This is a genomic window from Solibacillus sp. CAU 1738, assembly GCF_039888725.1.
Lineage (GTDB): Bacteria > Bacillota > Bacilli > Bacillales_A > Planococcaceae > Metasolibacillus.
Genome location: NZ_JBDQQN010000001.1, coordinates 814,299 through 837,645 on the forward strand (window position 1 = coordinate 814,299; position 23,347 = coordinate 837,645).

Here is a 23,347-nt window from a genome sequence, read left to right on the forward strand (position 1 = left end):
TCTAACTGTATTGAAAAATACAATAAAGGAGCGAAAACAATGATACAATCCATTATTTTTGATATGGACGGCACTTTATTTCAAACAGATAAAATTTTAGAACTAGCGCTAGATGATACATTTAACTACTTACGGTCACTAAAAAAGTGGGATACAATTACACCGATCGATCAATACCGAGGAATTATGGGGGTACCTTTACCGAAAGTGTGGGAAGTGTTGTTACCTAATCATTCACAGGAAGAAAGAGAGCAAACGGATGCTTATTTTTTAGCACGATTAGTTGAAAACATAAAAAGTGGAAAAGGTGCTTTATATCCTCATGTAGAGGAAGTTTTCCGTTATTTAAAAGCGAATAATTGTTCAATTTACATAGCGAGTAATGGGTTAACCGAATATTTACAAGCTATAGTAAGCTATTATAATTTAGATAAGTGGGTTACAGAAACGTTTAGCATACAACAAATTCAAACGCTCGATAAGGGTGATTTAGTTAAAAGCATCATAAAAAAATACGATTTAAAAAAAGCAGCAGTCGTAGGAGACCGTCTATCTGATATAAATGCGGCCAAAGCGAATGGTTTACTTGCAATTGGATGTAATTTTGATTTTGCACAAGAAAATGAACTTGCTCAAGCAGATTTTGTAATAGATGATTTAATGGAGTTAAAACCAATTATAGCTAAATTCGAAATCGCTCAAGGCAATACAGGCTCTTAGATGTGTAATTTACGCATATAAAACCTTAGATAATTAAAAGTTAATAATATATATGGAGGATAATATGACGAAAAATAGTTGGAGAAAGATAGTATTTTATACGATTATTTTCCTGTTGGTCATCATAATTTTTAAGATTTTTAAATGATCATTTCTTAGTTGCATTGAAGATTTATGTTTAAAGATGTTTAAGAAGACTATTAAAACATATTGCATTATTAAGAGCAAATACTGCAAATTAAGACTGTCGCTGAGCAGTCTTTTTTGCTAATTAGATTGTTAAGGAGAGACATATTAGAGTGTTTTCCTTATTATTGAAAAACTATTAAAGAAATTTTATTATTTTGGAGGGGAAATCAGTGAGGAATGGCGATAAGTTATCACCAATTGAAGCAGCTCATCAATTTATCAAGGAGCATTTTCCAAATTGTCAAGGAGCCTTATTAGCTGGGAGTGTTGTTCGTGGTGAAGCTACAGAAACATCTGACTTAGATATTGTTATTTTCGATAATAAAATTAGTTCATCTTACAGGGAGTCAGTAATTGCTTACAGCTGGCCAATAGAAGTCTTTGTACATAACTTAACCTCGTATAAACAGTATTTTAAAACGGATTATGAAAGAGCAAGACCTTCAATGCCAATGATGGTTTCAGAAGGAATAATCCTAAAAGATAATGGAATGATTGATTCTATAAAAAAAGAGGCTATGGAAATATTATCTATGGGTCCAGAAGAGTGGTCAGAACAAACTATAAAGATTAAGCGATATTTTATTACAGATGTACTAGACGATTTTATAGGTTGTTCTAATAGAGCAGAAGAAATATTTATTGCTAACACACTTTCAGAATTATTAAGTGAATTCGTTTTGAGAACAAACCGTCAATGGATTGGCACATCAAAATGGGTATTTCGTACATTAAAAAAATATGATGAAGAGTTTGCAAATAATTTTGTAAAGGCATTTGATATTTATTATAAGACGGGTAACAAAAATGAAGTTATTCAATTAGTTGATTATGTTTTGCAACCCTATGGAGGAAGGTTGTTTGATGGTTTTTCTTTAGGTAAAGGCTAGATAATATGTTCTGCTTATTTTGTATTCCATTATTAGAAGAAACGTCTTTGAATTTTTGAGCAGAATAGCTTAGTTATTTGAAATATTGAAAGGAGTTTTTCATATGGATATAAACTGGGTAAATGGGCAATACGCGGAGGATACTAGATTATTTGATTCATTGCATGAAGCATATGAATGGACTGACTCATTATATCAAGATTTTTCTCATTCCTTTTATAGAAGAGAAAGGGTGGGTTATGCAACACCTGATGAAAAAGTAATTGATTATTTAACGGACTTTCTACCTGAATGGGCAAGTTTCATAAACGTCCAAGTAAATGTCCATAAGGAAAAATTACGAGTAAGTGACAACTTCATTTTTAGAATTTGGGTAACGTATAATGATGAGGATTTAGGATAATCGTAGTAGTGTTATATTTGTTGACAAGATGCGATAGCATTCAAAATAAAAGAACGCGATTAGAAGTCCTACTCGCCTAGCATATAACCAATCACTTTTTTTGCATTCATATCTATAAGTATTACTGGTGTACCAACTACAACATTCTTTTTATTTTCAAAGGAAACTGATAGTGCCTCCTTACCTTTATATGAATCATCTAATAACTTATATTGATTATTAACAATGACTCTACTTACTTCTGCTTCCTGCCAATTTCCTTTTGCAGAATCAATCCAACCTTGGTCATTTATGAATTTCCAAGCGACTTCCTTAACTTCATTAAAACTATCAGTATCATGTTGAATGTCTACGTTTTCATTTACAGAATTTGAACAAGCACAAATTATTAGCAAACAATAACATGCAATGAAGAAAAAGAACTTTTTCATGAATTCACCTCTTAATGAACGCAATTTTTAGTAAAGTACTAGAAATGAGGACGACTAACACCACATAGTTGTTAAGTAAATTTTGATAGATAATTGTATTCCAAAATTTGACTTTATGATAACGTGAAACGTATAGCAATAATTACTATTTTTTACTATTTATTTTTGTGGGGAGTGAAGTGGTATTATGAGTCCAGAAGTGATGATCGTCGGGGTGTATCATTTAGGAGACACACCGGATTTAATCAAAGTTGAAAGCAAAGATGATAATGATATAAAGCAACAAGCAATGGAAGTTGTTGACGCACTTAGTCGATTTAATCCGACAAAAGTGGCGGTCGAAGCTGTATGTGAAGATCAACCGAGGATAAATGAACGTTATCAAAAGTATCAATTAGATGATTCGAACCCTTTGAAAAATGAAATCGATATGATTGGTTTTCCTTTAGCTGAAAAATCGGGTATAAGCGAAATTTCTTGTGTCGATTGGATGGGAGACGAAGATGATAGCACACCATTAAACGATATTCTTCATTATGCGAAAGAAAACGAACCCGAACGATATCAGAAAATAATGACAACCTTAGAATCGTTGCAACTTGAATTTGAAGAATTTTCCGGACTGTCAATTTTAGAAGGCTATAAACGTATTAATGAGGCAGAAACTATTAAATGGGGACACCAAATTTACATGGAGCTCGCGATGATTGGAGAAAAGAAAGATTATTACGCAACTAGTTGGTTAACTTGGTGGTATAAACGAAACTTAATCATTTATTCAAATGTGCGAAGATTGATTTCAAGTTCAGAGGATCGGGTTTTGCTTTTAATCGGCGGCGGACACGTTCATCTTGTTAAACAGTTTTTGGAAGAGTCCGGGGTGTGTACGGTTGTTGAGGCGAATGAATACTTAAAATAAATAGGTGGCGTGTTTTTTGGTGGGAACCTAAAATTGGACATGAACATCCAAAACCTAATATCAATTGCTTCATGACTACTTTTAGGGACACCAAAAATCATCCATAGTAAAAAAAGATGCTGCAGTAGCATACATATAGTGAAAATAAAAAACATCAAAACAAAAAGGCCAGCTGCTGGAACCGACCCCACTTTCTTAAAACAAATGCTCATACGGTGCTACATCGATTTTCATTTCATCGAGTTTTTTGCGTAAAAACTTATGATCACGCTTAGGCGTAGCTTGAATATAACCGCGAATAATTAAATCATCGTTAATTTTAGTTGCATGTTCATCAAGCGCTAGCTCTCCAATTTTACCTGCGATTTTTTCCTTTGCTACTTGCCGGAATAGTTCTGGTACAGGAGAAGTTAACTCATTTAATAAAGATTTTGCATCTTCACCCCATAAATGAATAGTTTTATCTAAATAAAACTCCTGCCAATCTAAATCCGATTTACCATCTTCTTTTGGCATTCTCTTTAAAAACTTCCGGAACATGAAAAAACCGCCAATTGACATGAGTCCAATCATTAAAACGACCCAAAATAATATAAACCATACAAACCAACCATCTAAACTTGCACCCAAAACGTTCACCTCTTTACTCTCTCTAAACTCTATTATAATAGCTTTTACAAATTATATCATAAAAATTGTCCCTTTTTACTATGTCAAAATGTATATAAGTTATTGAAGGGGGGGGAAAAGAGATGGCAAACTTCGAGTTAGAGCAAGTCACATTAGCATTAAAGTTTGAAGTTGGTACGAATGACAATGATGACCCGATTTACAAAACGTCAGCTTACCGCAATATTCAAACAACTGTAACTGCTGAACAAGTAGCTGCCTTTGCTGGCGCTATCGCAAGCTTAACAACATATCCGTTAGCCGATATTTCAAAAACGGATAAGCAGCGTGTAGCGACGCTTTAATTGGCAAATGAAGAAAAGAAAGGAGGGATCATATGTCACAAACACTTCAGCTCGTATTTGAAATGCCAGAAAATAAAACGATGACTTTATCTGTTGCGTCACCAAAGCTAGATTTAACAGCTGGACAAGTGTCTGCTGCGATGCAAACAATTGTCGACCAAAATATTTTTATGAAAGATGGTTTATCGATACTTGCAAAAAAATCAGCGCGCATAGTTGACCGTGTAGTTACTGATTTTGATGTAGTGTAAAAGATTAGGGCCGGTAAAGGGGACTTTGCCGGTCTTTTATAATAGAGAGGAGGATATTTATGGATCAGTGGGTTTCATTAGTCCAAGAAATTGGTTTTCCAATACTCGTATCGTTTTATTTACTATACCGTATTGAAACAAAATTAGAAGCGATTCATGAAGCACTACTATCAATTAGATTACAAAAAGATTAGTAATTTGATACGAAATATACTAATTGTGAAATAGGCTTTCACAAATTAGTCAGAAACCTTTCACTAATACAACTATTGTATAAACAATGCCAATTCGTTAAGATAAAATTAATGAAAACAGAGTGGAGAGAGAAATAGATGAAAAAAAAACTACTTGGCGTTGTAATGATGTTGTGTGTAGCAAGTATTTTAGGTGCATGTAGCAATTATAAATTTAAACCGACAACATCTTATGAAATTGAAGACTTCGAATTTACAAATCAAAATGGTGAAGCAGTGTCACTTGAAAGTTTAAAAGGGAAGCCGTGGCTAGCGATGTTTGTTTTTACTAACTGTAATACGGTTTGTTTTCCAATGATGAATAATATGGCTGAAATCCAGCAAAAATTAGTAGATAAAGGGGTAGAAGACTATAATATTGTAGCCTTTTCTGTAGACCCTGCAAATGATACGCCTGAAGTATTGGCAGAGTATTTAAAACGATATTCAGTGCCGGACGAGTCGAAATGGCAATTATTAACTGGCTATGATCAAACATATATCGAGCAGTTCGGTAGAAAGTCATTTAATACATTTATTAAAGCTGTAGAAGGCGAAGAACAAGTGACACATATGAATACATTTAATTTAGTTGATGAAACAGGAATAGTTGTTAAAACATATACAGGCGCTTCAGAAGCAGAGGGCGGCGTGCCAATAGATACAATTGCAATCGATTTACAAACATTAATTGAAGAACGTTTAGGGAAATAATGAAGAGGGCGTCTGAAAAGTAATTTTGAGATGCCTTCTTTACGACCACAGCAGGAGCAATATTTCTTGATAGATAATTATTGTAAGAAATAATGGGGGTGTTCTGAAAGTTTTCGACTTTCGGGACACCCCCAATTTTTTATTTCAAGTTGTTAGAAACTAAGATTTACTCTTAAGGCTGAGCGGCTTTTTCTAAAGCTTGCGCAAAGTCAGCAAGTAAATCGTCCTCGTTCTCTAAGCCGACAGAGAAGCGCAATAAACCGTCTGTAATGCCTCGCTTTGCGCGTTCAGCAGGCTCCATTGCAGCATGGCTCATTTTGGCAGGGTACGATAAAATCGATTCGACCCCTCCTAAACTTACTGCAAATACAGGGATTTTCATAGCTTCCACGAACTTTTTCGCTACTTCATAATTTGGTAGGTTAAACGATAGTACTGCACCGGGAGATGTACTTTGCGCAGCATGAATTGCATGGCCAGGATGTGTTGTCAATCCTGGATAATACACTTTCTCCACAAGTGGATGAGCCTCTAGATACTCGGCAATTTTCATTGCAACACGTGCTTCTTCATTAAATCTTACAGATGTCGTTTTCATATTTTGAATAAGGGTGTAACTATCTTGTACACCGAGCACAGAGCCGAACGAATTTTGGATAAAGTAAATTGTGTCACTAAGCTCAGGTGTTCTTGTCACAACTAAACCTGCCACAATATCAGAATGTCCCGATAAAAACTTCGTTGCACTATGAATGACAACATCTACCCCTAAATCAAGTGGGCGTTGGTGTAGAGGGGTCATAAACGTATTATCTAAAAATGTAAGTGCACCCGAATCATTAGCAATTTCTACTACACCGCGAATATCGGTAATACCGAGCGTTGGATTTGATGGTGTTTCTATATAAATAAGTTTTGTTTCCGGTTTCACTGCTGCGCGCACAGCTTCTAAATCAGTAAAATCTACAAATGTATGCGTAATACCGAAGCGTGGTAATACTTTTGTGACGAAGCGATATGTTCCACCGTACACATCTTCTGTAATGACTATATGGTCGCCGCTCGACAGTAACATAAAGCATGCTGATACCGCTGCCATACCTGTAGAAAAGGCAAAGCCGCGGTCACCACCTTCTAATTCTGCAATTGCACGTTCTAGAGCATTGCGAGTAGGATTGCCAGAACGAGCATAGTCAAATTCGCCAAATTCATCGATTGATTGTTGATGAAATGTAGATGATAAATACATTGGTACATTGACAGCACCTTTTTTATCAGCATAGCCTTCGCGAATTGCGCCGTGTATGAATGTTGTTTCTAAATTTGTCATTTAGAATCCATCCTTTCGCAGCATGTCAAATACTTGCTCTAAATCCGCTATTAAGTCTTCTGCTTCTTCTACACCAACTGAGAAACGCAGCAAACGGTCACAAACCCCACGTGCCATCCGTTCCTCAAGCGGCATATCTGCATGTGTTTGCGTAGCAGGGTACGTAATAAAGCTTTCTACACCACCTAGGCTTTCTGCAAATGTAATGAGCTTAATGTTTTGTAAGAAAGGATCGACCATCGCCGCGTCCTTCACACGAAATGCTAGCATCCCACCTTTTCCTGTATATAATACATCCGAAACAAGTGGCTCTTTTTCAAGATAAGCAGCAATCTTTTTTGCATTCACATCATGCTGTTTTAATCGGAGGTGTAATGTTTTCATGCCACGGATTAATAACCAGCAATCCATTGGTCCCAATACCATTCCTATGCCGTTATGCATAAAAGCAAGGCGCTCACAAAGTGCATCACCTTTCGCTACGACAAGACCTGCAAGTACATCATTATGTCCTCCGATATATTTTGTCGCACTATGTACAACGATATCAGCACCTAATTCAATAGGGCATTGGAAATAAGGTGTATAAAATGTATTGTCGACGATAAGAAGTAAGTCGTGTTCTTTTGCAAGTGCAGCATATTTTGCTAAATCAATTTCCTGCATAAGTGGGTTTGTCGGTGTTTCGATAAATAATGCTCGAGTGTTTTCTGTAATAAGAGCTGCCACTTCATGTACTGAAGTAAAAGGAGAATAAACTGGCTTAATATTATAGCTTTCTGCGTACGTTTTAAATAATCGGTAAGTTCCGCCGTATAAATCTTCTGGAACAATTAACTCATCATTCGGCTTAAACAATGACATGACCAATTGAATCGCAGCCATCCCAGAGCTACACGCAAAGCCAGCGTCGCCACCTTCAAGCTTTGCAATACCTTCTTCTAAAATATCCCGCGTAGGGTTTTTAGTACGTGTATAATCATAGCCAGTAGATTGACCAATACCATTATGTTTGTATGCTGTTGAAAAATAGATTGGGGGATTGACCGCACCAGTTTTTAAGTCGCTTTGATTGCCAAGTTGTACTAATGTTGTGTCGATATGTTGCTTTGTCATACACTCACTCTTCCTATTTTTAATTTACGAAACATTTAGAATGAATCGATTATTAACTCAATTTATCATTTTAAGTGAGCTGGTTCAATAGTGTTGCAGAGGAATAGGGGAAATTCAGATGGAAATGGTAAAAAAAATAGCCTCACGTGTTGAACATGAGGCTACAAGCGTAAAGTAGTTGAACATATTATGTTGAAAAGCTGTGTGATAAATAATTTTTGGGGTAAGGTAGATATGTCCGCAAATTAGATAAATAACTCTTGATATTTGATAAATAACTCAAAGAATTAGATAAATAAACGAAAGTTGATCATAATGAGGCTGTTTTGACTAAGCTTGTTTTTTTAGTAAATCACGAATTTCTTTTAGTAATTCTTCTTTTGTGTCAAGCGTTGGTACGGGTTCTTCGACAATAACTTCTTTTTTACGATTTAATTTATTTAATAGGCGAAGTGCCATAAAAATTGCAAAAGCAATAATTAAGAAATCAATGATCGATTGGATAAATGAACCGAACATAACTTTAGCATCACCTACTGGATAGATGAAGTCGTCTTCAAAGTTAATACCACCAGTAATTGCACCCAGTAATGGAGTAATAATATTTTCTACTAATGAAGTAACGATTTTACCGAATGCGGCACCGATAACGACTGCTATAGCTAAATCCATTACATTGCCACGCATTGCGAATTCTTTAAAGTCTTTCCACATTTGTCTACATCTCCTTATGTATTATAATATAAGTATGACTATGTATTTTATACTTTTTGAAATAAATTTTCAACTCTGATAGATTATGGGAAGTTAAGTTATAATAAATCATAAATAAATTTTAGTTAGGTGACGTCTATGGCAAAAAATAAGAATAAACCGAAAAAACCTTTGCTTTCTCCAGCGGTTAAGCTGTTTTTAATACTGTTACTTGTCCCAGTAGCGATTACTGTTTATTTTTTTGCGTTTCTCGCTTGGCAAGAGCTACGCGAACTACCTATTTTCGAGCAAGCTGACGAAATGGCAGATCTCGAACATATACAATCTAATTTTGATATACAAATTCCAATTGAGTACATCCCGATATATATGTCAGCGGGAGAAAAATACGATGTTCCTTGGACTCTTCTTGCGGCGCATCACCGAATTGAAACGCGTTTTTCAACGATGAGCAAACTTATTTCGCCAGTTGGTGCTGAAGGGCATATGCAGTTTATGCCATGTACATTTGTCGGTTGGAAGCATCCAACATGCTCTGGGCTTGGACAAGGTGAAATTACGCAAGCGGAAAAAATAAATCCAGCAATTATTAAAAAATATGGTGGCTACGGTGTAGATGCGAATGGTGATGGAAAGGCCGATCCGTTCGATATTGAAGATGCGGTTTATTCTGCTGCCAATTTTTTATCAAAATCAGGTGTTGCAAAAGGGGAACTGAAAAAAGCAATATTTCAATATAATCATAGCGAGAAATATGTAGAAGATGTTTTGTATTATTATAAATTATATCGTAATTATAGTATGGATTTAGAACGGATTGCACTCGGAGATACAACAAAAGCGCCAACTCAAAATTAATGAGTTGACGCTTTTGTAAAATTTTAAGTCGTTTTATGCATCGATTTCATAATTAAGCTTACAATGAATATCAATATAACTGCTCCGATTAATGCAGGGAATACATAAAAATCTGACACTCGCCATCCCCAGTTTCCAAGCACCATACTACCTATCCATGAGCCAATTACACCAGCAACAATATTTCCGATGACACCTCCTGGTATGTCTTTACCAAGAATCACACCAGCTAACCATCCTAAAAGACCGCCAATAATAAGGTACCAAATAAAGCTAAACATGAGTTCATCTCCTTTGTAAAACAAGTAATAATATCGCCTACTTATTTATGTCCAATTACGTAAGGATTTAAACAGAAAATGAGCATTTATAGTATTTATTTGGTTTTTATTTCACAGTTGCACCGAGTGTATGCTCGAAGTGACCTAGAGCCCAGTCATGACCAGCTTTATTGAAGCTAGCGACACCACCCTTATAAATAATAGTTTTATATGATAAATTATATGCGTCTACTGCCGTGTGCAATACACAAATGTCCGTACAAACTCCAACTAAATGAATTTCATTAATGCCACGTTCTTTTAATAATAAAGCTAAATTCGTACTAGCAAAAGCACTATAACGTGTTTTATCTAAAGAAATATATTGTGCTTTATTTTCTTCATACTTAGTTTTGACTTTTCCGTATAATTCACGGCCTGAAGTACCAAAAATATTATGAGGTGGAAAAAGCTTTGTTTCCGGATGGTACAAATCACCTTCAAAATGCACATCATTTGCAAAAACTACCAATTCCTTTTGTTCGGTGAATGTTTCAATTAATTCTACAATTTTGCTTTCGATTGCTTGCCCTGGTTCCCCACAAGTAAGCTTACCATCAGCAGCGACGAAATCATTTGTATAATCAATAACGATCAAAGCTTTTTTCATATTAGTACCTCCAGCATTTTCTTATATTATGCCATTTGGAATACAAAATGTGTAAAGAACAGACTAAATTAACTATTCTGAATTTTTTGCAAATCGAACGGCTGTGTTGTATATTTAAGGAAATAAATCAATGAGGTGATGGATATGGATTTAGCGTTAACGGAAAGATTAAATCGCCAAGGATTAATTTTCGCTGTATTACACGCTGTCATTTTAATAAACCTCGCTGTAGATTTTATATTTGTTACTTAATTTGAAATTAGAGGCTTAGCAACCTGCTGCTAAGCTTTTTTGTTTTTTCGCTATAACAGATTTTTTTAAGGAGTGACTAGGATGCAAAAATTTGAACGTGCCTTTCACATGCTCGAGAGGCCATTTGCGTGGCTTGATTACGATGCGTTAGATTTTAATATTAAGTTCGTCAATGACGTTGCTACAAAGCCAGTTCGCATAGCTACAAAGTCTATTCGGTCGGTAACAATTTTGAAGTATATTCAATCGAAATTGAAAAATTGTGTGGGCTTTATGACATATACTGCTGCTGAGAGCGTGTATTTACTTGAGCAAGGGCTAGATGATCTTTTACTTGGTTATCCCACGTATGAAACAAAGTCGATTGAAAAGCTACTTCATTATAGTCGAACAGGTAAAAACATTACTTTTATGGTCGATGCAGTAGAGCAAATTGTGCTTTTGCAACAGTGCGCGGAAAAGATAAATACAGTTGCTAATATTTGTCTTGATATCAATGTTTCGACGGATTTTAAGTGGCTTTATTTTGGAACGAAACGCTCGCCGCTCAATACAATTGAAAAATTAATTGATTTTGTAGAAGAAATAATGCAGTTCCCAAATATTTGCATACGAGGAGTGATGGGGTACGAGGCACAAATTGCAGGAATACCTGATTTGCAAAAAGCTACAAATAAAAAATTGCGTATAAAAGGGTTCCTAATTCGCAAACTTAAAGGTAAATCTCTGCAGAAAGTGACTTCGTTCCGTCAGTTTGCTATCGCTCATGTAAAATCGGTAACGCCGTTGTCTTTTGTGAATGGAGGAGGCTCTGGAAGTATCGATTTTACTTGCCAGCAGCCAGAAGTAACGGAAGTAACAGTTGGTTCTGCCTTCTTTGCACCCGTCTTATTTGATGACTATGAATCTTTAAATATATTGCCAGCAGTTGGTTTTGCATTACGTGTCACAAGGCAATTTGATGACAGTACTTTCGTTTGTCATGGCGGTGGTTATGTCGCATCTGGAGCAGCTGGTGCGGACCGTTTGCCTGTGTTTTTGAATAAAGAATATACATTTTTACCATTAGAAGGACCGGGAGAAGTGCAAACGCCATTTCGTGCGCCGTCGGGTACGTTAAAAATAGGCGATACGGTGTATTTACGTCATGCAAAAGCAGGGGAATTATGTGAACGGTTTAATACGTTACAAAGTGTAAGAGGAACAAAATTTCAAGGTCCTATCTTAACATATAGAGGTGATCAACAATGTTTTCTATGAAAAATTGGCAACAAGGGAAAGCGTGGACAAATTGGTCAAATAATGTTGTGTCTTATCCAAATACATTTTACGCACCAACTTGTATTGAAGAAGTACAGCAAATTGTACAGCAGGCAAATGAACAGCAGACTATTAGGGTGACAGGTGCGGCCCATTCATTTAGCCCTGTTGCAATGCCAGAAAGCGCGGCTTTAACATTGCATCATTTGCGTGGTCTAATATCAATTGATAAGCAGCAGCATAGCGCTACTTTTTATGCAGGTACATATTTACATGAAATTGGACCAATATTAGCAGAGTACGACTTAGCGCTTACTAATATGGGGGATATACAAACTCAAACATTAGCGGGCGTCATTGCGACGGGTACACATGGCACAGGAATAACGCTCGGCTCCTTTTCTTCAATGGTAACAAAATGGGGATTTGTTAATGGTTTAGGTGACTATATCGAACATGAACGGAAGGATGATGAATTATCAGACGCGTTGCATGTTTCAGTCGGCTTATTAGGCATTTTAGTTACGGTAACTATTAAAGTTATCCCGTTATATAGCTTACATTACACTTCTACACGCTCATATTTTTCAGAGGAGCTTTCTCGCTTCCAGCAAACGATTCGTGAACATCGCCATGTAGAATGGTTTTACTTTCCGGGTAGTGACCTTATTCAAGTGAAAAAAATGGATATTGTCGCACCGCAAGAACAAAATAAATGGCAACAAAAGGTCGATGAACTGAAATTACAATTGCTTGAAAACGGTGCTTTTTATGTTGCTTCAGAAGTGTGCAAATGGCAACCACGTGCAAGCCTTGCTGTAAGTAAACTCAGTTCAAAACTTGTTTCTGAAGGGGAACGCATAGGACTTTCTTATATGATTTATCCTTCACCGAGGAGCGTCAAATTTAATGAAATAGAATATGCCATCCCGCTCGTCAATTTCGAAGCATGTATGGAAGAAGTACATCATACGTTAAAACGTCAGCAATTTAATGTCCATTTCCCGATCGAATGCCGAACGACAACGGGGGAAAAAGGTTTTCTTAGTCCAACGCAAGGGCAAGAAAGTGCTTTTATCGCGTTTCATATGTATAAAGGAATGGACGAAACGGCTTATTTTGAGTGGGTACGGACGATGATGGGAAAATACGGTGGCAGACCGCATTGGGGCAAAATAAATGACTATCATGCTAGTAATATTCGCTCGTATTATCCACAATTTGAACAATTTGCGAAAGTGCGTCAAAAGCAAGACCCGCACAATATTTTTTTGACATCTTATTTTCGGCACATTTTTCAATAATTAAGTAATTAATTCCATTTAAATTAAACGAAAAATTAAATATTTTAAATAATTTTGATTTTGTCATAAATTCGAAAAAAATACTTTAATGAGCATTTTCCTTACAGTAATCATGATGAAAACGTTTTCTAATAGTTTGAGTTTTTTAAATTGTGTAAATAATTAAAAAAATACTGTTGACGCACTACTACTTTTCGTACTATGATAGCAACAATTTAATACGTTCGTTAGTTACAACGAACACCATCATGTAACAAAAGTATTTGGAGCATTAACAGATTAGTTAATGGTGCAATGCGTGAGGGGCGTTTTAGAAAAATGAGAAGTGATATGATTAAACTAGGAGTTGACCGTGCTCCTCACCGTAGTCTTCTTTACGCTACGGGCAAAGTGAAGGCAAGAGATTTAGATAAGCCTTTCATCGGTGTTTGTAACTCATATATTGATATAATACCTGGACATGTTCACTTACGAGAGTTCGCGGATGTCGTCAAGGAAGCCATTATTGAAGCAGGCGGCATTCCGTTTGAGTTCAATACAATTGGTGTAGATGACGGTATTGCAATGGGACATATCGGAATGCGTTATTCGCTACCGAGTCGTGAAATCATTGCAGATTCTGCTGAAACTGTTATTAATGCCCACTGGTTCGACGGTGTATTTTACATTCCGAACTGCGATAAAATTACACCGGGAATGCTAATGGCAGCTGTTCGTACAAACGTACCTTCTGTCTTCGTATCAGGTGGCCCGATGGAAGCAGGTACATCTGCAAGCGGTAAACAACTTTCATTAACATCAGTTTTTGAAGGGGTTGGCGCTCATAAATCAGGCAAAATGTCAGCTGAGGAATTACTAGATATTGAAAATAATGCATGCCCTACATGTGGCTCATGCTCTGGTATGTTCACAGCGAATTCAATGAACTGCTTAATGGAAATGCTCGGTGTAGCACTTCCGGGGAACGGTACGATCGTCGCAACAAGCGAGGAACGTCACCGCTTAATTAAAGAAGCAGCAAAACATTTAGTACGTATGATTAAAGAAGATGTGAAGCCACGCGACATTATTACGAAAGAAGCAATTGATGATGCATTTGCACTAGATATGGCAATGGGTGGTTCTACAAATACTGTTCTCCACACACTTGCAATTGCAAACGAAGCTGAAATCGACTATAACATTGAAGATATAAATAAAGTAGCTGAGCGTGTACCGTATTTAGCGAAAATTATGCCAGCTAGTGATATTTCGATGGATGATATTAATAAAGCAGGTGGAGTGCAGGCAATTATTAATGAGCTTGCAAAAATACCAGGTGCGATTCATCCAGACCGTCCAACAATAGCAGGTGTAACAATGGGCGAATTAGTAAAAAATGATCATATTACAAATGATCAAGTTATTCGTACGAAAGATAACCCATATTCACCAGTTGGCGGATTATCAGTCTTATTTGGCAATATTGCGCCAGAAGGTTCAGTTATTAAAGTAGGTGCTGTAGACCCGTCGATTAAAGTGTTTACGGGTGAAGCAATTGTGTTTAACTCTCAAGAGGAAGCACAAACTGCGATTGATGAAGGGACTGTTCGTGAAGGGCATGTTGTCGTCATTCGTTACGAAGGGCCAAAAGGTGGTCCTGGTATGCCAGAAATGCTTGCCCCAACTTCTTCTATTCAAGGTCGGGGATTAGGAACTAAAGTCGCGCTTATAACAGACGGACGTTTCTCAGGTGCATCACGTGGTATATCAATCGGACATATTTCACCTGAGGCTGCAGAAGGAGGTCCAATTGCATTAGTCGAAAACGGCGATACAATTGTAATTGACCTACCAAATAGAACGATTAATTTACAAGTTTCTGAGGAAGTTCTTGCAGAGCGTCGTCAAAACTTGCAACCATTTGAGCCAAAAATTAAACGCGGCTGGTTAGCTCGTTACTCAGCTTTAGTAACGAATGCTTCACAGGGCGGCGTCATGAAAATTTAATAACCAAATCGTTGATGAGGTTAAAGGTGCTAGAGATTTGTATCTACCAGAGAGTCGGTGTTGCTGGAAGCCGACGATACAACTAGTTCCGACATCCCCTCGGAGTGAGCTATTAAACGCGGTACCGCCATTAGATAGCTCCGGGCATATTCGAAGTGCTCGTTATTAATGGATAATGTTCCTATTCTCAGTTGCACACTTTTTTAGTGGAGGTAGGGAGTCTCACATTATTCACGAGGTAGCATTTATTTTGAATGCTATAAATTAGGGTGGTACCATGGAAAGTCTTTTTCATCCCTGCGCAAGAGGTCTTATTTTGCGTGCGGAGAAAAAGGCTTTTTTATTATCTTTTTAAACATGTAGGGAGGAGACAAATAATGAGTGCAAATGTTTCGATGAATGAAACGCAAGAAGCAGTAGCAGAAGAAGTAAAAAAACCACGAGATGGTGCAGATATTTTAGTGCAGGCATTACACGATCAAGGTGTTGAAATAGTTTTTGGTTACCCTGGTGGAGCCGTTTTGCAAATTTATGATGCGATGTACCGTAATCCTATTCGCCATATTTTAGCGCGTCATGAACAAGGTGCGATTCATGCAGCAGAAGGTTATGCACGTGTCTCTAATAAAGCGGGTGTCGTAATCGCTACTAGTGGTCCTGGAGCAACAAACTTAGTAACAGGTATAGCGGATGCAATGATTGATTCAATTCCACTTGTTATTTTCACTGGCCAAGTAGCAACTTCTGTTATCGGGACAGACGCTTTCCAAGAAGCGGATATTATGGGCATTACAACACCGATTACAAAGCATAATTACCAAGTGCAAGATATTCGTGATATTCCAAGAATTGTGCAAGAAGCGTTTCATATTGCTAACACTGGACGAAAAGGGCCAGTACTAATTGATTTCCCAAAAAACGTTTCTCAGGCTATTTTTGAAGATGGCGATATGCCTGAAACACCAGATGAAATCTATTTACCTGGATATCAGCCAACATATCAGCCAAATTATTTACAAATTCAAAAGGCGATTCAAGCGATTACTTTATCGAAAAAACCGCTTATTTTAGCTGGTGCGGGTGTATTATTTGCCGATGCGCGCGAGGAATTAACTGAATTTGCAGAAAAATACAAATTGCCGATTGTTAATACTTTATTAGGCCTTGGTAGCATCCATGGACAGCATAAACAATTTTACGGAATGGCTGGGATGCACGGTACAGCAACGGCGAACGATGCCATTACTAAATCAGATTTACTAATTAATATTGGGGCGCGTTTCGATGATCGTTTAACAGGTAATTTAGCAACATTTGCACCGAACGCAACAATCATTCATATCGATATCGATCCAGCTGAAATCGGGAAAAACGTACCGACAGATATTCCAATTGTGGCAGATGCGAAAGAGGCTTTAAAAGCACTCATGAAAAAAGACTTTGAAGGTCCAAATACGACAGCTTGGCTGCAATATTTAGATGAAAGTCAAATGGAAAACCCCCTTTGGTATGAAGAAGATGAGAAAGAAATATTACCTCAGCAAGCAATCGAAATAATCCACCGATTAACAAATGGTGATGCGATTGTTACAACAGATGTTGGCCAGCATCAAATGTGGGCTGCACAATACTATCGTTTAAATAACGATCACGGCTGGGTAACATCTGGTGGACTTGGTACGATGGGCTTTGGTTTCCCAGCGGCAATAGGTGCCCAGTTTGCAAAGCCGGATAAAAAGGTAATCTCGATTTGTGGTGACGCCGGCTTCCAAATGACAGCACAAGAACTATCGCTGTTACAGGAATTTAACTTACCGGTAAAAATCGTCATTTTAAATAACGGCTGCTTAGGTATGGTTCGCCAGTGGCAGCAAACTTTCTATGACGAACGCTACTCTTCATCACTAATGCCTGTACAGCCTGACTTTGTGAAGTTAGCTGATGCTTACGGTATTAAAGGCTACTTAATTGAAAAGTTAGAAGACGCAGAACGCATTTTTGCTGAAGCAATCAACTCAGATGAGCCAGTAGTAATCGACTGCCGTGTGAAACAACTTGAAAATGTTTATCCTATGGTAGCTCCTGGAAAAGGATTACATGAAATGATTGGGGTGAAAAAGCTGTGAAACGAGTAATTACGGTAACCGTTATTAATCAAAGTGGTGTATTAAACCGCGTAACAGGTCTTCTTATGAAACGACAGTTTAATATTGAATCCATTACTGTCGGTCATACTGAGCAACCGAATTTCTCTAAAATGACATTCGTTGTAAATGTAGAAGACGAAAGAAAAATCGAACAACTCATTAAACAAGTATCAAAGCAAATAGATGTACTTAAAGTAAATGACATTACGGATAAATCCATTGTCCTTCGTGAGTTAGCTTTAGTGAAAGTCATTTCACCACCTAATTTGCGCTTAGAAATGAATTCGATAGTTGAACCTTTCCGCCCACAAATTATTGATACAGCGAAAAATGTAGTGACGTATCAAGTAGTAGGGAATCCTGAAAAAATCGACGCATTTATCGAACTAATCCGTCCATACGGCATTAAAGAATTAACACGTACAGGGGCGACCGCAGCTGTCCGTGAAACACAAAAATCCGAAATACCGCAGCTATCTATTTTGTAATAAAAATTCAAAATAGTTTGCATATAAACAAAAAACAACATATTAGGAGGAATTTTAAATGGCAACTATGTATTATGAGCAAAACATCAACGAGGAAGTTTTAAAAGGGAAAAAAATCGCAATTATCGGGTACGGCTCTCAAGGTCACGCACATGCACTTAACTTAAAAGAATCAGGTTTTGATGTAGTAGTAGGTATTCGTCCAGGTAAATCATATGACGCAGCAAAAGAAGATGGCGTTGAAGTAATGACAGTTGCAGAAGCAGCACAAGCAGCAGATGTTATCCAAATTTTACTTCCAGATGAGCGTCAAAAAGCAGTATATGAAGCAGAAATCGCGCCTTACTTAACACCTGGTAAAGCACTTATGTTCGCACACGGTTTCAATATTCACTTCGGTCAAATCGTACCTCCAGCTGACGTAGACGTATTTTTAGTAGCTCCAAAGGGACCAGGACACTTAGTACGTCGTCAATTCACTGAAGGTGCTGGTGTACCAGGATTATTCGCTATCCACCAAGATGCTACTGGTCAAGCAAAAGAAATCGCACTTGCTTACGGTAAAGGGATTGGTTCAGCGCGAGGTGGTTTACTAGAAACAACATTCAAAGAAGAAACAGAAACAGATCTATTCGGTGAGCAAGCAGTACTTTGCGGTGGCGCAACGGCTCTTGTGCAAGCAGGTTTCGAAACATTAGTAGAGGCTGGCTACCAACCAGAGCTTGCTTACTTTGAAACATTACACGAATTAAAATTAATCGTTGACCTAATGTTCGAAGGTGGTATGGCTACTATGCGTTACTCAGTTTCAGATACAGCTGAGTGGGGCGACTATGTAGCAGGTCCACGTCTTATCGACGATTCAGTAAAAGCTCGTATGAAAGATGTTTTAACAGATATCCAAGACGGTACATTTGCTAAACGTTGGATCGCTGAAAACGAAAACGGTCGCCCAGACTACACTCGTTTCAAAGAAGCTGGCGCTAACCACCAAATCGAGGAAGTTGGAGCAAAACTTCGTGCGATGATGCCATTCATTAATTCAGGTAAAGAGAAGGTCGTGGTGAAATAGTAGTGCGCAAGATTGATATATTTGATACAACGCTACGCGACGGCGAGCAATCAGCTGGTATTAATTTAAATACTACTGAAAAAATAGAAATTGCAAAACAACTTGAACGTCTAGGTGTAACAATTATTGAAGCAGGTTTTCCTGCTTCATCGCCTGGCGATTTCGATGCCGTAAACCGCATTGCAAGCACAGTGAAAAGCTCTATTGTAACGGGTTTAGCTCGCTGTGTGCAAAAGGATATTGATACGACTTGGCAAGCGCTTAAAGTAGCGGAGCAACCTCATATTCACGTCTTTTTAGCAACATCTCCAATTCATATGGAGTACAAATTAAAAAAGACGCCTGAACAAGTACTAGAACAAGCTGTTGAAGCAGTAAAATACGCTAAAAAGTTTTTCCCACTCGTACAATGGTCAGCTGAAGATGGTTTCCGTTCAGACCGTGATTTCCTAGTGAAAATTATCGGTGAAGTCATCGCTGCCGGAGCGACAACAATTAACGTACCAGATACAGTTGGTTATGCGTCACCACAGGAATACGGTGCACTCTTTACATACCTTCGTGAAAATGTGCGCGGTGCAGACAAAGTCAAATTCTCTGCTCATTGCCATGATGACTTAGGAATGGCTGTAGCGAACTCCATTGCAGCAATACAAAACGGTGCAGATCAAGTGGAATGTACAATTAACGGTATTGGTGAACGAGCTGGTAATGCGGCTCTAGAAGAAATTGGTGTAGCATTGCATATTCGTAAAGATCTATACAATGTAGAAACGACTTTAAATTTAAAAGAAATTAAACGCTCATCTCAAATGGTTAGCCGTTTAACAGGCGTTGTCATTCAACCAAATAAAGCTGTCGTAGGGAAGAACGCTTTCGCTCATGAGTCAGGCATTCACCAAGACGGCGTACTGAAAAATCCTGAAACATATGAAATCATTTCACCGGCTTTAATCGGGGAAGAAGATGTGCCATTAGTTTTAGGCAAACATTCAGGCCGTGCTGCATTCCGTGATCGAGCAGATAAAATGGGCTACGAATTATCAGACGAAAAATTAAACAAAGCGTTTGCAGAATTTAAAAAACTAGCAGATCGCAAAAAAGAAGTAACAGAAGAAGATTTAGTAACACTACTAACAGAGCAACAAGTGTCAGTGGAAGATATACCGTTATTCGAACTTAAAAGCGTACAAGTGCAGTACGGAACTGAAAATATTCCAACTGCAACTGCTTCAGTTATAACTCCAGATGGCGTTGTAAAGACACTCGCTTCAACTGGTTCGGGTTCTGTAGAAGCGATTTTCAATACGCTTGAACAATTAGTAAATGGCACAGTTAATATATTAGATTACCGTGTGTCATCTGTTGGCAAAGGACGCGACGCATTAGGTGAAGCAGTTGTTAACTTGCGTTATAACGGCTATACATCAACAGGGCGTGACGCAGCACAGGATGTTTTAGAAGCATCTGCGAAAGCATATTTAAATGCGATCAACAGACAGTTAATTCAAGGAAGTATTCGCGCGAAACAGCTAATCGTATAGACAAATTTGCGCCATCAAATTGTATATTTGGTGGCGTTTCTACAAAGACAACGCGACGACATACGCGAGAAAGAAAGGTGTTTTCAAATGGAAAAGAAAATTACAGTATTGCCTGGTGACGGGATTGGTCCTGAAGTTATTGCTTCTGCAGTGAAAGTATTACAAGTAATCGGAAAGCGTTTCAATCATACATTTCATTTAGGCTATGGTGCAATTGGCGGTGCAGCAATCGATCAATTTAATAATCCACTACCAGATGAAACAATTGCTATGTGTGCAGAAAGCGATGCGATTTTACTCGGTGCAGTAGGTGGACCAAAATGGGATAATAATCCGACAGATTTACGTCCGGAGAAAGGGTTACTAAAAATCCGTAAGCATTTTGATTTATTTGCTAACCTTCGTCCTGTAAAGGCGTTTCCAAGCTTACTCGCGTCTTCTCCATTAAAGCGTGAAGTTGCAGAAAACGTCGATTTAATGATTGTTCGCGAATTAACAGGTGGTATTTACTTCGGTGAACCACGCAAAAAAACAGCAACAGGTGCAGTTGATACTTGTGTATATTCCCGTGAAGAAATCGAGCGCATTATTGATAATGCATTCGAGCTTGCACGTTTACGCAGTGGTAAACTTTGCTCTGTAGATAAAGCGAATGTGTTGGATACATCACGTTTATGGCGTGAAATTGTAGAAGAAAAGAAAAAGCTATATCCAGACGTACAAGTAGAGCATAATTTAGTCGATTCGGTAGCGATGAAACTAATTACAAACCCTGGTCATTATGATGTAGTCGTGACTGAAAATATGTTTGGAGATATTTTAAGTGATGAAGCATCCGTTATTACAGGTTCTTTAGGGGTACTTCCTTCAGCGTCAATTCGCGGTGATAGCTTCGGCTTATATGAGCCGGTTCACGGTTCAGCACCGGAGCTTGCTGGTCTTGGTGTAGCAAACCCAGCGGCGACAATTCTTTCAGTAGCGATGATGTTGCAATACTCATTTGGCTTAATAGAAGAGGCGGCAGAAATCGAACGTGCAGTAAGCGCGGTATTTGATGATGGGTACTTTACAGCGGACCTTGCACAAGACGGTACACGCGTTTTATCTACAGATGAATGGACAGATAAAGTCATTAACGAAATCGATACTAGCTTTGTTTCTGAAAGCATTATGATTTCATACATTTAAGGGATTGGTGAATATAATGGCAAAAAATATTATTGAAAAAATTTGGGGAACACACGTCGTACATCGAGAAGAAGGCAAGCCGGACTTACTATATATAGATCTTCATTTAATACATGAAGTAACAAGTCCACAAGCATTTGAAGGGCTACGTTTAGCAAATCGTCAAGTGCGCCGTACAGACCTTTGTTTTGCAACGATGGATCATAATGTGCCGACAAAAAATTTACCGACAATTAATGACCCAATTGCAAAAAAACAAATTACTACACTTGCTGATAATGCAAAAGAATTCAGCGTGCAACTAGCTGATATCGGGCATCCAGACCAAGGTATTGTCCACGTTATCGGACCAGAACTTGGGTTAACACAGCCTGGTAAAACAATAGTGTGTGGGGATTCACATACAGCGACTCACGGTGCATTCGGCGCAATTGCATTCGGTATCGGGACATCAGAAGTAGAGCATGTCCTATCAACACAAACATTATGGCAATTAAAGCCGCCTACAATGGAAATCCGTGTAAACGGTAAATTAGGTGTTGGCGTTGCCGCAAAGGATATTATTTTAGCGATTATTGCAAAATGGGGTATCGGAATTGGTACAGGTCATATCGTGGAATATACAGGTGAAGCGATTCGCGCGTTATCAATGGAAGAGCGTATGACAATTTGTAATATGTCGATTGAAGCAGGAGCAAAAGCAGGCTTAATTTCTCCCGACGAAACGACTGTTGAATTCCTACGTGGTCGCCGTTTTGCTCCACAAAAGCAATTCGATGAAGCAGCTGCTTACTGGTTGAGCTTAGCATCCGATCCTGGCTGCGTATATGATGTTCTACTAGAAATCGATGCAGACGAAATCGAGCCAATCGTTACTTGGGGTACAAACCCAGCTATGGGGGTTGGGGTGTCAAAAACAGTGCCGGTGCGCGAAGATTACGATAATGAAACAGATCGTGCAGCATTAGATAATGCATTAGCATATATGGATTTGAAGGAAGGTCAGCCGATAACATCGATTGACATTCAACATGTTTTTATCGGTTCATGTACGAACTCTCGTTTATCCGATTTACGTACAGCTGCAAGCATTGTGGAAGGGCAAAAGCTACATCCTAGTGTGCAAGGTATTGTTGTACCAGGCTCTCACACTACGAAAAAACAAGCAGAGGCAGAAGGTTTACATAAAATCTTTACCGACGCTGGTTTTGAATGGCGTGAATCAGGTTGTTCTGCATGTTTAGGGATGAATGAAGATGTTATTCCTTCAGGTGAACGCTGTGCGTCTACTTCTAACCGTAACTTTGAAGGTCGACAAGGAGCTGGGGCTCGTACTCACTTAGTAAGCCCAGCAATGGCCGCTGCAGCAGCAATTCACGGTCATTTCGTTGACGTTCGAAAATTAGTGAAGCAAGAAGCATAAGGGAGAGT

At 38.1% G+C, this 23,347-nt stretch carries 25 protein-coding genes; 18 read left to right on the forward strand and 7 right to left on the reverse strand.

From position 1 onward, the window contains the following. The first annotated feature begins 39 nt into the window (after positions 1 to 39). The 3 genes from AAFN87_RS04120 to AAFN87_RS04130 all read left to right on the forward strand — a co-directional run bounded on the left by AAFN87_RS04120 (position 40) and on the right by AAFN87_RS04130 (position 2,202). Positions 40 to 720: an NIF family HAD-type phosphatase gene (locus AAFN87_RS04120; RefSeq protein WP_347789759.1), complete on the forward strand. Its 681-nt coding sequence runs from the start codon at positions 40 to 42 to the stop codon at positions 718 to 720. 359 nt (positions 721 to 1,079) lie between these two features. After that, positions 1,080 to 1,799: a nucleotidyltransferase domain-containing protein gene (locus AAFN87_RS04125; protein ID WP_347789760.1), complete on the forward strand. Its 720-nt coding sequence runs from the start codon at positions 1,080 to 1,082 to the stop codon at positions 1,797 to 1,799. 103 nt (positions 1,800 to 1,902) lie between these two features. Continuing rightward, positions 1,903 to 2,202, forward strand: a complete 300-nt coding sequence (locus AAFN87_RS04130) for a hypothetical protein (RefSeq protein WP_347789761.1) — start codon at positions 1,903 to 1,905, stop codon at positions 2,200 to 2,202. A 68-nt stretch (positions 2,203 to 2,270) separates the two neighbouring features. On the opposite strand, the gene AAFN87_RS04135 is transcribed toward AAFN87_RS04130, so the two are convergent. Continuing rightward, on the reverse strand, positions 2,271 to 2,633 hold the full coding sequence (locus AAFN87_RS04135; RefSeq protein ID WP_347789762.1) for a hypothetical protein: 363 nt from the start codon (positions 2,631 to 2,633) through the stop codon (positions 2,271 to 2,273). 187 nt (positions 2,634 to 2,820) lie between these two features. Here AAFN87_RS04135 and AAFN87_RS04140 point away from each other — a divergent pair, with 187 nt between their 5' ends. After that, positions 2,821 to 3,552: a DUF5694 domain-containing protein gene (locus AAFN87_RS04140; protein WP_347789763.1), complete on the forward strand. Its 732-nt coding sequence runs from the start codon at positions 2,821 to 2,823 to the stop codon at positions 3,550 to 3,552. Positions 3,553 to 3,747: 195 nt separating this feature from the next. Here AAFN87_RS04140 and AAFN87_RS04145 read toward each other — a convergent pair whose 3' ends face one another. Next, complete coding sequence (locus AAFN87_RS04145) at positions 3,748 to 4,182, reverse strand: DUF2621 domain-containing protein (RefSeq protein WP_347789764.1); 435 nt, start codon at positions 4,180 to 4,182, stop codon at positions 3,748 to 3,750. A gap of 122 nt (positions 4,183 to 4,304) precedes the next feature. Here AAFN87_RS04145 and AAFN87_RS04150 point away from each other — a divergent pair, with 122 nt between their 5' ends. The 4 genes from AAFN87_RS04150 (at position 4,305) to AAFN87_RS04165 (ending at position 5,724) form a co-directional block, all read left to right on the forward strand. Further along, positions 4,305 to 4,526 carry a DUF1659 domain-containing protein gene (locus tag AAFN87_RS04150; RefSeq protein WP_347789765.1) on the forward strand — a complete coding sequence of 74 codons (222 nt, stop codon included), beginning with the start codon at positions 4,305 to 4,307 and terminating at the stop codon, positions 4,524 to 4,526. Between the two features lie 32 nt (positions 4,527 to 4,558). Next, entirely contained in the window at positions 4,559 to 4,777 is a 219-nt protein-coding gene (locus tag AAFN87_RS04155) for a DUF2922 domain-containing protein (protein WP_347789766.1), read from the forward strand. Between the two features lie 59 nt (positions 4,778 to 4,836). Then, complete coding sequence (locus AAFN87_RS04160; RefSeq protein WP_347789767.1) at positions 4,837 to 4,971, forward strand: YvrJ family protein; 135 nt, start codon at positions 4,837 to 4,839, stop codon at positions 4,969 to 4,971. 138 nt (positions 4,972 to 5,109) lie between these two features. Next, on the forward strand, positions 5,110 to 5,724 hold the full coding sequence (locus AAFN87_RS04165) for an SCO family protein (RefSeq protein WP_347789768.1): 615 nt from the start codon (positions 5,110 to 5,112) through the stop codon (positions 5,722 to 5,724). Positions 5,725 to 5,896: 172 nt separating this feature from the next. Here AAFN87_RS04165 and AAFN87_RS04170 read toward each other — a convergent pair whose 3' ends face one another. From AAFN87_RS04170 to mscL, 3 genes are all read right to left on the reverse strand, one after another. Further along, on the reverse strand, positions 5,897 to 7,054 hold the full coding sequence (locus AAFN87_RS04170) for an aminotransferase class I/II-fold pyridoxal phosphate-dependent enzyme (protein WP_347789769.1): 1,158 nt from the start codon (positions 7,052 to 7,054) through the stop codon (positions 5,897 to 5,899). Further along, positions 7,055 to 8,170, reverse strand: a complete 1,116-nt coding sequence (locus AAFN87_RS04175) for a methionine biosynthesis PLP-dependent protein (RefSeq protein ID WP_347789770.1) — start codon at positions 8,168 to 8,170, stop codon at positions 7,055 to 7,057. Between the two features lie 330 nt (positions 8,171 to 8,500). Continuing rightward, positions 8,501 to 8,884: a large conductance mechanosensitive channel protein MscL gene (gene mscL, locus AAFN87_RS04180; protein WP_347789771.1), complete on the reverse strand. Its 384-nt coding sequence runs from the start codon at positions 8,882 to 8,884 to the stop codon at positions 8,501 to 8,503. 138 nt (positions 8,885 to 9,022) lie between these two features. On the opposite strand from mscL, the gene AAFN87_RS04185 reads away from it, so the two are divergent. Further along, on the forward strand, positions 9,023 to 9,742 hold the full coding sequence (locus AAFN87_RS04185; protein WP_347789772.1) for a lytic transglycosylase domain-containing protein: 720 nt from the start codon (positions 9,023 to 9,025) through the stop codon (positions 9,740 to 9,742). 23 nt (positions 9,743 to 9,765) lie between these two features. Here AAFN87_RS04185 and AAFN87_RS04190 read toward each other — a convergent pair whose 3' ends face one another. Then, positions 9,766 to 10,023, reverse strand: a complete 258-nt coding sequence (locus AAFN87_RS04190) for a GlsB/YeaQ/YmgE family stress response membrane protein (RefSeq protein ID WP_347789773.1) — start codon at positions 10,021 to 10,023, stop codon at positions 9,766 to 9,768. Positions 10,024 to 10,129: 106 nt separating this feature from the next. Continuing rightward, positions 10,130 to 10,672 carry a cysteine hydrolase family protein gene (locus AAFN87_RS04195; protein WP_347789774.1) on the reverse strand — a complete coding sequence of 181 codons (543 nt, stop codon included), beginning with the start codon at positions 10,670 to 10,672 and terminating at the stop codon, positions 10,130 to 10,132. Positions 10,673 to 11,005: 333 nt separating this feature from the next. Between AAFN87_RS04195 and AAFN87_RS04200 the strand changes: the two genes are divergently transcribed. From AAFN87_RS04200 to leuC, 9 genes are all read left to right on the forward strand, one after another. After that, entirely contained in the window at positions 11,006 to 12,184 is a 1,179-nt protein-coding gene (locus AAFN87_RS04200; protein WP_347789775.1) for an alanine racemase, read from the forward strand. Continuing rightward, positions 12,172 to 13,488: a D-arabinono-1,4-lactone oxidase gene (locus AAFN87_RS04205; RefSeq protein ID WP_347789776.1), complete on the forward strand. Its 1,317-nt coding sequence runs from the start codon at positions 12,172 to 12,174 to the stop codon at positions 13,486 to 13,488. Before AAFN87_RS04200 ends, AAFN87_RS04205 begins: the two co-directional genes overlap by 13 nt. Before the next feature lie 318 nt (positions 13,489 to 13,806). Next, on the forward strand, positions 13,807 to 15,477 hold the full coding sequence (gene ilvD / locus AAFN87_RS04210) for a dihydroxy-acid dehydratase (protein ID WP_347789777.1): 1,671 nt from the start codon (positions 13,807 to 13,809) through the stop codon (positions 15,475 to 15,477). 377 nt (positions 15,478 to 15,854) lie between these two features. Then, positions 15,855 to 17,603, forward strand: a complete 1,749-nt coding sequence (gene ilvB, locus AAFN87_RS04215) for a biosynthetic-type acetolactate synthase large subunit (RefSeq protein WP_347789778.1) — start codon at positions 15,855 to 15,857, stop codon at positions 17,601 to 17,603. Beyond that, on the forward strand, positions 17,600 to 18,112 hold the full coding sequence (ilvN, locus tag AAFN87_RS04220; protein ID WP_347789779.1) for an acetolactate synthase small subunit: 513 nt from the start codon (positions 17,600 to 17,602) through the stop codon (positions 18,110 to 18,112). The genes ilvB and ilvN overlap by 4 nt, the downstream gene beginning before the upstream one ends. Positions 18,113 to 18,170: 58 nt before the next feature. After that, positions 18,171 to 19,184: a ketol-acid reductoisomerase gene (gene ilvC, locus AAFN87_RS04225; RefSeq protein ID WP_347789780.1), complete on the forward strand. Its 1,014-nt coding sequence runs from the start codon at positions 18,171 to 18,173 to the stop codon at positions 19,182 to 19,184. Positions 19,185 to 19,186: 2 nt separating this feature from the next. Continuing rightward, complete coding sequence (locus AAFN87_RS04230) at positions 19,187 to 20,728, forward strand: 2-isopropylmalate synthase (RefSeq protein ID WP_347789781.1); 1,542 nt, start codon at positions 19,187 to 19,189, stop codon at positions 20,726 to 20,728. Positions 20,729 to 20,815: 87 nt separating this feature from the next. After that, positions 20,816 to 21,916, forward strand: coding sequence for a 3-isopropylmalate dehydrogenase (gene leuB / locus AAFN87_RS04235; RefSeq protein WP_347789782.1), 1,101 nt, complete (start codon positions 20,816 to 20,818; stop codon positions 21,914 to 21,916). A gap of 16 nt (positions 21,917 to 21,932) precedes the next feature. Further along, positions 21,933 to 23,339 carry a 3-isopropylmalate dehydratase large subunit gene (gene leuC, locus AAFN87_RS04240; protein ID WP_347789783.1) on the forward strand — a complete coding sequence of 469 codons (1,407 nt, stop codon included), beginning with the start codon at positions 21,933 to 21,935 and terminating at the stop codon, positions 23,337 to 23,339. Positions 23,340 to 23,347: the final 8 nt, after the last annotated feature.